The organism is Actinoplanes sp. NPDC051388, from assembly GCF_055586225.1.
In genome coordinates, this window is sequence record NZ_JBVJIP010000002.1 from 345303 (window position 1) to 359137 (window position 13835).

A 13835-nucleotide genomic window follows, 5' to 3' on the forward strand; every position below is an offset into this window, starting at 1 on the left:
CACGACCGCCCGACCTCCGAGGCCGTCCGGTTGGCGTCCGGCCCATTACGCACCGCCACGGTCGGTGCTCTGCGGCATGGCTCGCCGATCCTGCTCGCACCGTGGGCGAAGCGTGGGACCGAGCCACTATACCGATGGATCGGGACGGGAGAAGCGGACGTTACGCCCACATTCCCACCCGACACGCTGAGTGATTGGATCAACATCCACCGAAGTAGTGAGCGGAGCCAACCCGCGGCGGAAAACAGAATTGAACCCCGATGAGAGTGTGCTCTACCTAATCAACTTCGAGAGGCGGCGATCCGCCAGGGGTTTGCCGCCGGTCTGACAGGTCGGGCAGTACTGCAGGCTCTTGCTCGCGAAAGACACCTCGCGCACGGTGTCGCCGCAGACCGGGCAGGGCAGACCGGTCCGTGCGTGCACCCGCATGCCGGCCCGCTTCTCGCCCTTGAGCTCGGCCGACTTCTGCCCGACCGAGCGCGCCACCGCGTCCGTCTCCACCTGCCGCATCGCCTCGAAGAGCGTGGTGATCTGCTCCTCGGTGAGCTTCGCGGTCATCGCGAACGGCGACATCCGGGCGGTGTGCAGGATTTCGTCGGAGTAGGCGTTGCCGATGCCGGCCAGCACCTCCTGGTCGACCAGCACGCCCTTGACCTGCCCGTTCCGCGATCGGATCCGCTCGGCGAACTCGTCACGGTCGACGGCCAGCGCGTCCGGGCCCAGCCGCGTCACCCCGGGCACCTCCCGCGGGTCGCGCACCAGGTAGGCCGCCAGGGACTTCTGCGTCCCGGCCTCGGTCAGATCAAAACCAGACCCATCATCCAGCCGTACGCGGAGCGCGATCGGACCGCTGCCCGGCTTGAGCGGGGCAGCCGACTTGAACGCGTCCCGATAGTGCAGCCAGCCGGCCCGGGCCAGGTGCACGACCAGATGAAACTGAGGGCCGAGGCCGATGTCGAGGAACTTGCCGTGCCGGCCGGCGGACGTGACCTCCAGCCCGGCGACGGCGCTCGGTGGCGGGTCGAACGTCTTCAGCGCGCTGAAGGACGACACCTCCAGCCGCTCGACCGTGTGGCCGACGGCGCGGTCGCGAAGATAGGCGCCGAGCGCCTCTACCTCGGGAAGTTCAGGCACGTCCCTAACGGTAACCTCCCTGAGCGTGAAGGTCGTCGTTGCGCACAACCGGTATCGCGAGGCGATGCCGTCCGGTGAGAACGTGATCGTCGACACCGAGATCGTCCAGTTGCGGGCGGCCGGGGTCGAGGTGCTGCCGTTCCTGCGCAGTTCCGACTCGATCGGGGACCTGCCGGTCCTGCAGAAAGCGCTGTTGCCGATCTCGCCGATCTATGGCGGCCCGGCGCAGCGGGACCTGGCCGCGCTGCTGACCGAGCACCGGCCGGACGTCGTGCACCTGCACAACCCGTACCCGCTGATCTCGCCCTGGATCGTGAAGACCGCGCACAAGCACGGTGTGCCGGTGGTGCAGACCGTGCACAACTATCGGCAGGTGTGTGCCTCGGGGCTGTATTTCCGGGACGGCCACAATTGCTACGAATGCCGCGGCAAGGTGATCGGCTATCCGGCCGTGCAGCACAAGTGTTACCGCGGCTCGAGCGCGCAGAGCGCCCTGATGGCGACCACGCTGGCGGTGCATCGGCCGACCTGGAAGTCGGTGGACCGGTTCATCGCGCTGACCGACCGGATCGCCGAGCATCTGCAAAACTATGGCATTCCGGACGACCGCATCGTGATCAAGCCGAACGGGCTGCCGGATCCGGGCGAGCCGGCGCCGCTGGGTGACGGTTTCCTCTACGCGGCGCGACTGTCCCCCGAGAAGGGCCTCGCGCTGCTGCTCGACGCGTGGCGCCGGCATCCCGAGGGCTCGCTGGGACAACTGCGCATCGCGGGCGACGGCGAACTGCGCGGGCTCGCGGAGGAGGCGGCCGCGGCACGCTCCGACGTGGAATATCTGGGGGTGCTCGACCGGGACGGCATGGCCGCCGCCCGGCGTGCGGCGTCCGTGGCCGTGGTGGTGCCGACCTGGGAGGACGTGCTGCCCACGGTGGTGCTGGAGGCGATGTCGGCCGGGCGGCCGGTGCTCGGCACGGCGGTCGGCGGCATCCCCTATCTGCTCGGCGCCGGGTCCGCGGCCCCGGCGGGGTGGGCGGTCGCGCCCGAGCCCGAGGCCCTCGCCGCGGCGCTGCCGACGGCTCGGACCGAGGCGAGGGCGATGTCCGGAGCCGCCCGAGAGCGGTACGTAAGCACCTTTCACCCCGATCTGCTCATCGGTCGTTTGATCGACGTCTACACCGGTTTCACAGTCACTTCACACCCCGGACCCAGGTAGATCTTCATCGAATATGGGCAAGGTAGTGCGGTGACGGATACCCCCTCCTCGCCCAAGACCTCTCGTCGGAACGTGCTGCTGGGTGTCGGCGGCGCGGCGTTGTTCACCGCGGCCGGTGGTGGCGCCGGCTATGCGATCGCCAACACCGACGACCAGCCGGCCGCGACCCCGGCGGCCACCGATGCCGCCCAGGCCCCGCCGCCGAAATACCGCTCGCGGCCGGACCTGCGCACCCTGCCGGACGTGACGATCACCGTGCCGGCCAACGGCACCGCGCCGGGCCACATCTTCCTGACGCCGGCCTCCGGCGCCGGCCTGTGGGGACCGCTGATCGTGGACGAGAAGGGCTCGCCGATCTGGTTCCGCAAGGTGCCCGACCCGGCCACCGTCGCGATCGACTTCAAGGTCCAGCAATATCGCAACAAGCCGGTGCTGACCTGGTGGGAAGGGACCATCGGCGGCACCGGCGGGCAGGGCGTCGGGCAGGGCGAGTTCGTGATCGCCGACCAGAATTACCGCGAGATCACCCGGGTCCGCGCGTTCGGCACCGAGCAGGCCGACCAGCACGACTTCGTGATCACCCCGCGCGGCACGGCGCTGTTCTGGGTGTACGACCCGATCCCGTTCGACCTGACCGCCAAGGGCGGCCCGGCGGACGGCGTGCTGCACGACGGCGTGATCCAGGAGATCGACATCGCCACCGGCAAACGGGTCTTCGAGTGGCGGGCGCGCGACCACGTCTCGGTCGACGAGTCCTATGCGCCGCTGCCACAGGGCGAGTCGGCGCACCTGCCCTGGGACTACTTCCACCCCAACTCGGTCGGGCTGGACGCGGACGGGCACCTGATCATCTCGGCCCGGCACACCTGGACCTGCTACAAGATCAATAAAAAGACCGGCGACGTGATGTGGCGCCTGGGCGGCAAGAAGAGCGACTTCACGGTCGCCCAGCAGGCCACGTTCTCCTGGCAGCACGACTTCCGCCGGCGCCGCGACGGCTCCTACGGGATGTTCGACAACGGCGCCGGGGTGACCAAGGAGCGGCCGTACTCGCGCGGGCTGGTGCTCGAGCTCGACGAGTCGGCCAAGACCGCCACCTTCGTCCGCGAGTTCGTGCACCCCGACAAGCTGTCCGCACCGACCCAGGGCAGCTTCCGCGAGCTGGCCGACGGCGGCAGCTTCATCGGCTGGGGGCAGCTGCCGCACTTCACCGAGTTCGCCGCGGACGGCACCGTGCGACTGAACGGGCACCTGCCGCTGGACAACCAGTCCTACCGGGCCTACAAGGCGGAATGGGCCGGCGAACCGCTGGACCAGCCGGCCCTGGGCCTGGCCGTCGAGGGTGGCAACGTGGCGGTGAGCGCGAGCTGGAACGGCAGCACGAAGGTGGCGAAGTGGCGGGCCCGGGCGGGCGGCCAGCCGCGCGAGCTGATCGCGGCGGCCGAGGCGACGCGCGAGGGCTTCGAGACGCGCATGCAGGTCACCGGCACGCCGGAATACGTGGTGGTGGACGCCCTGGACGCCGCCGGGAACGTGATCGGCACCAGCTCGGCCATTCCGGTACGCGTCTAGGGTCTGTTCTCAAAAGGGATGGCCGGCTCAGCGGCGGATCGCCTCGCGGCCGGAGAACGCGATGCTGGCCGCCAGGAACGCGGCGTTGATCAGGGTGAAGAGGCCGACCAGCCAGATGGTCAGCTGCGGCGCGACGGTCAGCACCAGGCCCGCCAGGAAGATCACCGCGCCGTAGTCGCGGACCAGCTTGAGCACCCGGACCGGCGTCGAGGTGCTGGTCACCATGCTGGTCGCCGACGGGCCGGACTGCATCACCGAGGTGACCAGGTTGACCATCCAGCTGCCCGCGAAGGCGGCGAGCAGCCAGGCCGGGGTGTCCGGCACCTGGGCCGCCGCGGTCGCGGACAGGGCCGCGACCAGGGCGATCTGCGAGGCCACGTCGCACAGCACGTCGATCCGGGCGCCGGCCGGGCTGGTCTGCCCGGTGACTCGCGCGAGCTGGCCGTCGGAACAGTCCAGTGCATATGCCAGATGCCAGCCGACCAGCGCGAGCAGGCCGACCGGCCAGGCCCACACCCGGCCGTCCGCCACCGGCTGGGCCAGCGCCACCACCGCCACCGAGACCAGGCAGCCGATGCCCAGGTTGGCGACGGTCAGCACGGTCGGCGCGAGGTGGTGCTTCTTGGCGAACACCGCGATGCGGGCGCCCAGACGCTGACCGATCAGCTCGCTGAAGAGCCCGCCACCGCGGTTGACCTGGTAGTAGTCCGCCGCGGTGGGCTCAGCTTGCGGCGACGGCGTCGTCATACTCGGCCAGCTTCCGGGCGATCTCGTCGGGCTTCATCTCGACGTGCTCGAGAATGGTGTAACGATCCGGGCGGGTCCGCGGTGCGAACTCGACGATCCGGACGAACTGCTCGGAGTCCAGGCCGACGTCGGCCGGCGTGCGGGGCAGGCGGTGCCGGGACAGGCAGGCGGACATCTGCGCGAAGCGCTTCCCGTCCTCGCGCAGGAAGGTGCAGAACAGCGCGCCCAGCCCGGCCAGCTCACCGTGCGAGGCGGTGCCGGGATAGAGCGAGTCGGTGGCGTGCATGATCTCGTGGCACCCGCCGCTGGTCGGCCGGCTGCTGCCGCACACCGCCATCGCCAGGCCGCTGGAGATCAGCGCCTCGGCCAGCACCGTCACGAAGCCGTCGTCGTTCATGTCGCCGGGGTGCGTGAGCACGGCCTCGGCGCCCATCCGGGCCAGCGACGCGGCCAGCCCGTCGACCGGCTCGCCGCGCACCTCGCGGGACAGCTCCCAGTCGGCCAGCGCGCTGATGTTGCTGATCACGTCGCCGATGCCGCCGCGGTTGGTGCGCTCCGGGCCGTTCTCCACGAAGTCCAGGTCGATGATCACCGCGATCGGGATCTGCACGCCGTAGGAGCCCTTGATGCCGTCGTTGATCAGGCTCGCCACCGGGGACGCGATGCCGTCGTTGGCCAGGCTGGTGGCCACCGACACCATCGGGATGGCCCACCGGGCGGCCGCGTACTTCGCGGTGTCCACTGTGGTGCCGCCGCCGATGCCGACCACCGCGTCGTAGTGCCCCGAGCGCAGCTTGGCGGCCAGGTCGAGGGCCGAGTCGAGGGTGCCGCCCGAAGTGGTGAAGACGTCCGCCGACTGCAGCGAGGGGCGGATCAGCTCGGCAATCCGCTCGCCCTGGCCGGCGCCGACCACGACCGCCACGTCGCCGCCGGCCGAGATCCGGCCGTCGGCGAGGATCCGCCGCAGGTCGGCGACCGCGCCGCGGCGCACGTCGATGTGCAGCGGCGCCTGGACGCTGCGGGTCAGTAGCGGCATGCGATCTCCCGCGCCTTGGCCAGGTCGTCGTGATTGTCGACCTCGACCCAAGACACGTCGCCGATCTCGGCGCCGCGCACCTCGCCGCCGCGGTTCGCGTACTCCTGGTATCCGTCCTCGTAATAGAGGTTGGGGTCGCGCTCCCAGGTGGCCTGCAACGCGTCGGCCAGCCCGGCCGCCGCGGAGGCCTCGATCACGGTGGCGCCGATGTATTCGCCGTAGGCCTCGGCCGGATCCATCAGCTTCGTGATCCTCACGAGCTGGCCATCCGGCGAGAAGATCGTCTTCATCTCCTCGTCACCCAGCTTCTTGAGGCTGTCGATGGCGAGCAGGATGCCGGGTCCACGGCTTGCCAGCAGGGTCTCCTCGACACTGATCGGATGCACGGTGTCGCCGTTGACCAGCAGTGCGCCCTGGGCGAAGTGGTCCCGGGCGAGCCAGAGGGAGTAGGCGTTGTTCCACTCCTCGGCCTTGTCGTTGTGGACGAGGGTGATCTTGACGCCGTACTTCTGCTCGAAAGCGTCCTTGCGGTCCTCGACCGCGCTCGCGCAGTAACCGACGACGACCGTGACGTCCGTCAGCCCGGCCGCGGCCAGGTTGCGCAGGGAAATGTCCATGATCGTGGTCTCGCCGTCGACCGGCACGAGTGCCTTGGGCAACGTGTCGGTGTAAGGCCGTAGCCTGCGGCCGGCGCCGGCCGCTAGGACGAGTCCGATCATGGTCTTGGGGTCCTTCCCAGAGCAGAGGGGTGCCTAGCGAGGATAGCGGCGGCTCCTATGCTTGTCCGCATGACCGCTGAGCAGCTGATCTCGTTCGCCCGTGGCGCCCCCTCCCTCGACATCGTCGATGTCCAGGGCCTCAAGGCCGCGGCTGCCCGTGCTTTCGACGCCGACCCGGCCGGGATGACGGCGTACGGCACTTCCGTCGGCTATCTGCCGCTGCGCAAGTGGATCGCCGACAAGCACGGGGTCTCGCCGGATCAGGTCATCGTCACCAACGGCTCGCTCCAGGCCGACGCGTTCCTGTTCAACCACCTGGTCTCGCCCGGCGACGACGTGGTGGTGGAGAAGCCGACCTACGACCGCACCCTGCTCGGGCTGCAGAACCTGGGCGCCAAGGTGCACCAGGTGACCATCGAGCCGGACGGCATGGACGTCGACGAGTTCCGCGGCCTGCTGGAAAACGGCCTGCGTCCCAAGCTCGCGCACGTGATCCCGAACTACCAGAACCCGGCCGGCGTGACCCTCGGCCTCGACAAGCGGCGCGAGCTGCTCGCCCTCGCGGTGCAATACGGCTTCGTGATCTTCGAGGACGACCCGTACGTCGACATCCGGTTCCGCGGCGACGCGCTGCCGTCGATGCTGTCGATGGACACCGACAACGTGGTGGTGCACGCGTCCAGCTTCACCAAGACGGTGTGCCCCGGCGTCCGCGTCGGTTATCTGGTCGGCCCGGCCGCACTGATCGACGCGATCGCCAAGAAGGCGACGAACCTCTACATCTCGCCCGGCATGGTGTCCGAGGCGATCGTGCACCAGTTCTGTGTCTCCGGCGACATCGACCGGTCGGTCGCGACGGTGAGCGCGGCGCTGGGCGAGCGGGCCCGGGTGCTGGCCGAGGCGATCCGCAAGCACATCCCCGGCGCGACCTTCACCGAGCCGGACGGCGGCTACTTCCTCTGGGTCGACCTGCCCGAGTCGGTGGACGTCGAGCAGCTCTTCCCGGTCGCCATGAAGAAGGGCGTCGCGATCGTCAAGGGCAGCGACTTCCTGCTGGACGGCGGCCGGCACTCGGTGCGGCTGGCGTTCTCCGCGGTCACCGTGGACCAGATCGAGGTGGGCGTGCAGCGCATGGCGGCCGCCATCGAGGAGCTCAGCGCTTCGTAAATACGCAACTGTCGGGTTTCTGACTCATTGGTGATTTCCGTTGCACACCCTCGCGGGCAGACAATGCATCGGACTTCACCCCCCGCCCCCGGCGACGGGCGGACCACTCGCGACCCACACCCCCTCCGGGATGCGATTGGTCCGCCCGACGTCACGTAGCGTTGGCCGGTCCGCCGGGAGCAGGGGAGGGAAACCATGAGCGAAAGCAGCATCAACAAGTCGCTGTCACGAGCGTGGACCGCCCCGGTGCGGGCGATGAACCGCTTCCTCGGCACCACCGACGCGAGCAACCGCCCCTCCCGCTCCCGTGACTACGGCAGCGCGGTCGTCGACTGCGGGCTGTACGTGGACGGCAAGCGGGTGCCCGGCGACATCAGCCCCGACGACGCGCTGCGCGAGGCGTGCGAGCGGGAGAACGCATTCGTCTGGCTCGGTCTGCACGAGCCGTCCGCGGACGAGATGACCGACATCGCGAGCACCTACGGCCTGCACGAACTCGCCGTGGAGGACGCGGTCAAGGCCGAGCAGCGGCCCAAGCTGGAGCAGTTCGGCGCGGTCCAGTTCCTGGTGCTGCGCACCGCCCGCTATGTGCCGCACAGCGAGCTGACCGAGACGTCGCAGGTGGTCGAGACCGGCCACATGATGATGTTCATCGGCGAGCGCTTTGTGATCACGGTGCGGCACGGCGACGCCTCCGAGCTCGCGCCGGTGCGGGCCAACCTGGAGAACGAGCGGCCCGCGCTGCTCGAGCAGGGGCCGTGGGCGGTGGCCTATGCGGTGACCGACCGGGTGGTCGACCTCTATGTCGAGGTGGCCGACCAGGTCGAGGCCGATCTGGACATCATCGAGGAGAGCGTGTTCTCCCGGGACAGCGGCGCCCGCATCCAGCAGATCTATCAGATGAAGCGGGAGCTGGTGGAGTTCCGCCGGGCGGTGGTGCCGCTGCAGCGCCCGCTGGCCACCATCACCGCGACGCAGAACCGGCTGGTGCCCAAGGAGATCCGGCGCTACTTCCGCGACGTGCAGGACCATTTGACCCGTACGGTCGAGCAGGTCACGTCCTATGACGACCTGCTGAACTCGATCCTGCAGGCGCGCCTCGCCCAGGTCACCGTCGACCAGAACAACGACATGCGCAAGATCGCCGCGTGGGCCGGCATCTCGGCCGTGTGGACCGCGATCGCCGGCGTCTACGGCATGAACTTCGCGCACATGCCGGAAACCCAGTGGCTCTACGGCTACCCGGTGATGCTGACCATCATGGTTCTGATCTCGGTGCTGCTCTATCGAGCCTTCCGCCGCAACGGCTGGCTGTGAGGACCCACCCCCCACGCATCGATGTGAGCTTCTAGAGTGACGGGGTGCCGTCGCGTCAGGACCAGCTTCATTCGTACCAGTACTCGCTGCAGCGAGTGGTGGCCGCGCTGGTCACCCATGACCCCGACCCGCATCGCTCACCGCTGCGCCGAGCCGGCACGACCGCGCTGGTCAGCCTGGTCATCGCCGCGCTCGCGGTCGGCGGTGCGGCGGTCTACGGCCTGCTCACCGGCGCGAGCAACGTGCAGCTCAAGGACGAGTCCGTGGTGTTCATGGAAAAGGGCTCCGGCGCCCGTTTCGTCTATCTGAAGTCGGACGACAAGCTGCACCCGGTGCTCAATTACACGTCCGGCCTGCTGATCGCCAACGGCCAGGCGCCCAAGATGAAGAGCACGTCCCGGGAGCGGCTGGCCACCATGTCGCTCGGCGACCCGCTCGGCATCCCGGACGCGCCCGACTCGCTGCCGGTGAAGAAAGACCTGGTCACCGCCGACTGGTCGGTCTGTTCGGCACCCACCCCGGCCGGCGTGACCACCACCGACTCCGCCGCGCAGAGCACGCTGGTGGTCGGCGCCCCGCTGAGCGGCGGCACCGTGCTGGCGGCGCCCGGCGCGAGCAAGGCGCTGCTGGTGGAGGACGTCGCCCAGCGGGTCTATCTGCTCTATGGCAACCGGCGCTTCCAGGTCCCGGCGAGCCGGCGCACGGCGACGCTGCGGGCGCTAGGGTGGAACGCGCAGACGCCGTGGCCGGTCGCCACCGCGTTCATCAACTCGATCCCGCTCGGCGCCGACCTGCGCGCGCCGCGCATCGAGCGCCAGGGCGCGCCGTCCGGAGTGCAGAGCTTCGACGTCGGTCAGCTGCTCACCGACGGGCAGCAGTGGTCGGTCGCGATGCCCGACGGCGCGGCCGCGGTCACCGAGCTGCAGGCGCGGCTGCTGCAGGCGGAGACCTGGGCCGAGTCGCCGGTCGAGCTGGGCAACGCGTTCAACACGCTGCCGCCCTCGCGCTTCCGGCTGGCCGCCGGCGAGGGGGTGCCGGCCACCGTGCCCGAGTTGCTCGAGCCGCGTGAGCGGGCGTGCATGACGCTGCCGATCAAGAAGGACACCCAGATCGGGCTGCGGGTCGACCCGGGCGCGCCGACCGGCGCGCCGGTGCGCAGTGACGCGTTCATCCCCGGCGGGGTGCAGGCCGACTTCGTGCACATCGCCCGCGGCAAGGGTGCGCTGGTCGTGGCCGCCGCGTCGGAGAACGCGCCGGCCGGCACCGGCACGGTCAGCATCGTCACCGACACCACCACGCGTTACCCGATCGCCAACCGCGACCTGCTCGCCCGGCTGGGTTATGGCAACGTCACGCCGCGGCAGGTGCCCGCCCAGTTCGTCGCCCTGCTCCCGCAGGGGCCGTCACTCGACGCCGAGAGGGCCCGCGAGGCCGTCTCCACGCAGTAGGCGCACGCACAGCGGCGGGTGGACCGCCGTGTCGGCGCTCCACCCGTCGCATGCTGTGAACCGAGGCTCAGGACTCCTTGTGACGACCGCCGGTCGTTTCGGCGATCGTCGGGTCCTCGACCGAGGCCAGCTTGTTCAACGGCGCCGGCTCGAAAGCAGCGTCGTCGGCGCCCACCGGCTCGGTGGTGGCGGGTGCGGGGTCGTACTCGTCCCACTGCGCCGCCTGCCGGCGGCGCATCCACCAGGCCGCGCCCGCGCCGATCGCGGCGCCTGCCAGCGCCAGACCGACCAGCTTGCCGGTGCGACCACTGCTCTGGTTCCGGTTCAGCACCTTGTTGGCGCGCTTCTCGAGCTTCTTCGCCTTCTTCTTGCTGACCTTGGCCGTCTTCCGGCCCGTCTTGGCGGACTCGTGGCCGGCCGACCGGACGTTGTCCGCCACGGCCGCGACCAGCGGCGTGATCGTTGCCACCGCCGAGCCCCAGCTGCTGGACGCGGCGTCCTTGGCCTGCGTCACCGCAGGCTGCACGCGGTCACGCGCGGCATCGATCCGCGGTGCGACCGTCGCGCTGGTCTCCTGCGCGGCGAGCGTGGCGGCGCGCTTGAAGTGGTCCACGCTCTGCCCGAGCTCACTCTTCATCTTCGTCGCGCGGCGTTTCCGCCGCATCGTTGCGAACACCAGTGCCCCACCTCCTGTGGCTCTCTCCCACATCATCGTGCCTTCTCGGGTACCCCCGCGCTGCCGGAATCAGACACATGGGGGAGGATCCGAACTGCTATACACATGTCTCCAGAGACAGGAGTACCCGTGGCAGAGAAGCTTTACGCCATCCTGCACACCAATCACGGCCCGATCCGGGTTCAGCTCTTCCCGGACCACGCGCCGGCCACGGTGCGCAACTTCGTGGAGCTGGCCGAGGGCACCAAGGACTACACGGACCCCCGGACCGGCGAGAAGGGCAGCGGGCCGTACTACGACGGGACCATCTCGCACCGCGTGATCTCCGGCTTCATGGTGCAGATGGGTGACCCCACCGGCACCGGCCGCGGTGGCCCCGGCTTCCAGTTCGGCGACGAGTTCCATCCTGACCTGCAGTTCGACCGCCCTTATCTGCTGGCCATGGCGAACGCCGGGCCGGGCACGAACGGCTCGCAGTTCTTCATCACGGTGGGCCCGACCCCGCACCTGAACCGCCGGCACACCATCTTCGGCACCGTGGCCGACGACCAGAGCGCCAAGGTCGTCGACTCGATCGCCACCACGCCGACCGGCCCGGGCGACCGTCCCCGCGAGGACGTCGTGATCCAACGCGTCGAGATCGAGCGCGTGAACGACTAGTACCTTTGTTTTATGAGTGACTCTCCCGTGACGGTTCCGGTGTGCTACCGACACCCGTCCAAGGAGACTTATGTCCGGTGCACCAGGTGCGAGAAGCCGATCTGCCCCGATTGCATGACCGAGGCGTCGGTCGGCCACCAGTGCCCCGATTGCGTGAAAGAAGGACAGCGCACGCAGCGGTCGGCCCGCACCGTCTTCGGCGGAAGCGTGGCCGGCCGTGCGGGCGCCGCCACCCGCGCGCTGATCGGCATCAACATCGGCGCGATGATCCTGTCGGTGTTCACCGGTGGGCTCGGCGCGGTGGCCGGCGGCGGCTGGGGTGGCCTGCTCGGTCAGCAGACCCCGCTGACCAACTGGGGCTCGGTGCTGGCCTACGGGGCATATGTCGAGGGCGGCGCGGCGCACGGCATCGCCACCGGCGAGTGGTGGCGCCTGATCACCGCGATGTTCCTGCACTACGGCGTGCTGCACCTGCTGATGAACATGTACGCACTGTGGATCCTCGGCCGCGAGCTCGAGTCGGTGCTGGGCCGGGCGCGGTTCGTGGCGCTCTACGTGTTGGCCGGACTCGGCGGCAACGTGGCGGCCTACCTGTTCGCGTACCCGTGGCAGAAGACCGTCGGCGCGTCCACCGCCGTCTTCGGCCTGATGGCGGCGATCTTCGTGATCCTGCGCCGGATGAAGATGAGCGTCGCGCCGATCCTGCCGGTGCTGGTCATCAACGTGGTCTTCACCTTCGCGATCTCCGGCCTCTCGGTCCCCGGCCACCTCGGTGGGCTGGTCACCGGCGCCCTGGCCGCGGCGGTGCTGGCCTATGCGCCGGCGAAGAACCGCACGATGATCCAGGCGGCCGGCTGCGCGGTGATCGTGGTGGTGCTGCTCTTCGCGGCGATATTCCATACCGTCAGCCTGCTCAACTGACTAGCCTTCCGGCCGTGAGTCTCGTCCTTTCCCCGCCGCGCTCCTGATCGGAGCGTGCGCGCCCAACCTCATCGCGGGTCTCGTCCCGCGATGAGGTCGCCGGCTGCTGTCCGCGCTCCGACAGCCGCCCGCCGTCACGACTCACGTCCGGAGCGCGTTTCATGTCGCACGACCGTGTCCACCTGTCCCAGATCTCCACCGCCGCCGTGCTGTGGGGCACCACCGGCGTCGCCGTAGCCCTGCTGGGCGAGTCGACGACCCTGACTCCCGTCGCCATCGGCTTCTACCGCCTGGCGATCGCCGCCCTGGTCCTGCTCACCGCCGCCCGCGGGGTGGTCCGGCTCTTCCGGATCGCACCCTTCCGGGTCACGGTGACCGGCGTCTTCCTGGGCGGCTACCAAGCCCTGTACTTCATCGCCGTCGCCAACGCGGGCGTCGGCATCGCCACCATGGTGAGCCTCGGCATCGCGCCGGTCGGCCTCACCGCCTGGGACGCGCTGCGGGCCCGGCGCCTGGAATTCCGCACGGTGATCATCGTGGCCGCCGCGCTCATCGGTCTCCTGCTGATCTCCGCACAACCCGCGGGGGGCGCGCCCCGCCCCTTCCTCGGCCTGCTGGCCGCGATCGGTTCAGGCCTCGGGTACGCGGTGTCAGCCCTGCTGAGCCGAAACCTGTCGACCCGAGGCGACGCCACGTCACTGACCGCGGCGACGTCGGCGGTGGGCGCACTGGCGTTGCTGCCCCTGGCCGCGCCCGGCTTGCTGTTCACACCCGCACCCGGCGCGGTGACCCTGCTGATCTACCTGGGCGTGGTCACGACGGCCGTGGCCTATGCGCTGTTCTATGCCGGGTTGCGCGGGGTGCCGGGCAGCGTCGCGGCCGTGCTGACCTTGATCGAGCCGCTGACCGCCACCCTGTTGGCCGCCGCGATCCTCGGCGAGACGCTGTCCGCGGCGGCCGTCGCGGGGAGCGCGCTGTTGCTGTCGGCGGTGGCCACTCTCTATGCAAGGCCGGCCCGCGCTGCCTCGGCGGGAGCAGGGCGCCCTGCGGCCTGAGGGGCGGCGCTTCCTTGCGGGGAGCAGAGCGGCTTTGCGGCCTGATAGCCAGCGCTTCCTTGCGGGGAGCAGAGCGGCTTTGCGGCCTGATAGCCAGCGCTTCCTTGCGGGGAGCAGAGCGGCTTTGCGGCCTGATAGCCAGCGCTTCCTTGCGGGGAGCAGAGCGGCTC

13 protein-coding genes are annotated in these 13835 nt (G+C 69.8%); 8 read left to right on the top strand and 5 right to left on the bottom strand.

Annotated elements, in window-relative coordinates:
• Positions 1–273: 273 nt before the first annotated feature.
• Positions 274–1134 (bottom strand): Fpg/Nei family DNA glycosylase, encoded by an 861-nt coding sequence (locus ACZ6TI_RS05810; RefSeq protein WP_465343832.1) that lies wholly within the window; start codon positions 1132–1134, stop codon positions 274–276.
• Positions 1135–1159: 25 nt separating this feature from the next.
• Here ACZ6TI_RS05810 and ACZ6TI_RS05815 point away from each other — a divergent pair, with 25 nt between their 5' ends.
• On the top strand, positions 1160–2347 hold the full coding sequence (locus ACZ6TI_RS05815) for a glycosyltransferase family 4 protein (protein ID WP_465343833.1): 1188 nt from the start codon (positions 1160–1162) through the stop codon (positions 2345–2347).
• Between the two features lie 30 nt (positions 2348–2377).
• The gene (locus tag ACZ6TI_RS05820) at positions 2378–3919 is read left to right on the top strand and encodes an arylsulfotransferase family protein (protein WP_465343834.1); all 1542 of its coding nucleotides are present in this window, start codon (positions 2378–2380) and stop codon (positions 3917–3919) included.
• A gap of 27 nt (positions 3920–3946) precedes the next feature.
• Here the strand turns inward: ACZ6TI_RS05820 and ACZ6TI_RS05825 are convergent, their stop codons facing one another.
• From ACZ6TI_RS05825 to ACZ6TI_RS05835, 3 genes are read right to left on the bottom strand one after another with little or no spacing between them, the layout of a single operon-like run.
• Positions 3947–4666, bottom strand: a complete 720-nt coding sequence (locus ACZ6TI_RS05825; protein ID WP_465343835.1) for a CDP-alcohol phosphatidyltransferase family protein — start codon at positions 4664–4666, stop codon at positions 3947–3949.
• Positions 4641–5702 carry an iron-containing alcohol dehydrogenase family protein gene (locus tag ACZ6TI_RS05830; protein WP_465343836.1) on the bottom strand — a complete coding sequence of 354 codons (1062 nt, stop codon included), beginning with the start codon at positions 5700–5702 and terminating at the stop codon, positions 4641–4643. The genes ACZ6TI_RS05825 and ACZ6TI_RS05830 overlap by 26 nt, the downstream gene beginning before the upstream one ends.
• Positions 5690–6421, bottom strand: a complete 732-nt coding sequence (locus ACZ6TI_RS05835) for a phosphocholine cytidylyltransferase family protein (protein WP_465343837.1) — start codon at positions 6419–6421, stop codon at positions 5690–5692. The genes ACZ6TI_RS05830 and ACZ6TI_RS05835 overlap by 13 nt, the downstream gene beginning before the upstream one ends.
• 69 nt (positions 6422–6490) lie before the next feature.
• On the opposite strand from ACZ6TI_RS05835, the gene ACZ6TI_RS05840 reads away from it, so the two are divergent.
• The 3 genes from ACZ6TI_RS05840 to eccB all read left to right on the top strand — a co-directional run bounded on the left by ACZ6TI_RS05840 (position 6491) and on the right by eccB (position 10353).
• On the top strand, positions 6491–7588 hold the full coding sequence (locus tag ACZ6TI_RS05840) for an aminotransferase-like domain-containing protein (protein ID WP_465343838.1): 1098 nt from the start codon (positions 6491–6493) through the stop codon (positions 7586–7588).
• Positions 7589–7783: 195 nt separating this feature from the next.
• Positions 7784–8905: a magnesium/cobalt transporter CorA gene (gene corA, locus ACZ6TI_RS05845; protein ID WP_465343839.1), complete on the top strand. Its 1122-nt coding sequence runs from the start codon at positions 7784–7786 to the stop codon at positions 8903–8905.
• A 44-nt stretch (positions 8906–8949) separates the two neighbouring features.
• The gene (gene eccB, locus ACZ6TI_RS05850) at positions 8950–10353 is read left to right on the top strand and encodes a type VII secretion protein EccB (RefSeq protein ID WP_465343840.1); all 1404 of its coding nucleotides are present in this window, start codon (positions 8950–8952) and stop codon (positions 10351–10353) included.
• 67 nt (positions 10354–10420) lie between these two features.
• Here eccB and ACZ6TI_RS05855 read toward each other — a convergent pair whose 3' ends face one another.
• Positions 10421–11029: a hypothetical protein gene (locus ACZ6TI_RS05855; RefSeq protein WP_465343841.1), complete on the bottom strand. Its 609-nt coding sequence runs from the start codon at positions 11027–11029 to the stop codon at positions 10421–10423.
• Between the two features lie 129 nt (positions 11030–11158).
• Here ACZ6TI_RS05855 and ACZ6TI_RS05860 point away from each other — a divergent pair, with 129 nt between their 5' ends.
• The 3 genes from ACZ6TI_RS05860 to ACZ6TI_RS05870 all read left to right on the top strand — a co-directional run bounded on the left by ACZ6TI_RS05860 (position 11159) and on the right by ACZ6TI_RS05870 (position 13665).
• Complete coding sequence (locus ACZ6TI_RS05860; protein ID WP_465343842.1) at positions 11159–11689, top strand: peptidylprolyl isomerase; 531 nt, start codon at positions 11159–11161, stop codon at positions 11687–11689.
• Between the two features lie 12 nt (positions 11690–11701).
• Entirely contained in the window at positions 11702–12610 is a 909-nt protein-coding gene (locus tag ACZ6TI_RS05865; protein ID WP_465343843.1) for a rhomboid family intramembrane serine protease, read from the top strand.
• 161 nt (positions 12611–12771) lie between these two features.
• On the top strand, positions 12772–13665 hold the full coding sequence (locus ACZ6TI_RS05870) for a DMT family transporter (RefSeq protein WP_465343844.1): 894 nt from the start codon (positions 12772–12774) through the stop codon (positions 13663–13665).
• Positions 13666–13835 lie beyond the last annotated feature (170 nt).

Excerpts from the sequence above, each read along its gene's own strand:
- ACZ6TI_RS05825 (WP_465343835.1), bottom strand. The coding sequence starts at position 4,666 with ATGACGACGCCGTCGCCGCAAGCTGAGCCCACCGCGGCGGACTACTAC.
- ACZ6TI_RS05835 (WP_465343837.1), bottom strand. The coding sequence starts at position 6,421 with ATGATCGGACTCGTCCTAGCGGCCGGCGCCGGCCGCAGGCTACGGCCT.
- corA (WP_465343839.1), top strand. The coding sequence starts at position 7,784 with ATGAGCGAAAGCAGCATCAACAAGTCGCTGTCACGAGCGTGGACCGCC.
- ACZ6TI_RS05840 (WP_465343838.1), top strand. The coding sequence starts at position 6,491 with ATGACCGCTGAGCAGCTGATCTCGTTCGCCCGTGGCGCCCCCTCCCTC.
- ACZ6TI_RS05865 (WP_465343843.1), top strand. The coding sequence starts at position 11,702 with ATGAGTGACTCTCCCGTGACGGTTCCGGTGTGCTACCGACACCCGTCC.
- ACZ6TI_RS05830 (WP_465343836.1), bottom strand. The coding sequence starts at position 5,702 with ATGCCGCTACTGACCCGCAGCGTCCAGGCGCCGCTGCACATCGACGTG.
- ACZ6TI_RS05870 (WP_465343844.1), top strand. The coding sequence starts at position 12,772 with ATGTCGCACGACCGTGTCCACCTGTCCCAGATCTCCACCGCCGCCGTG.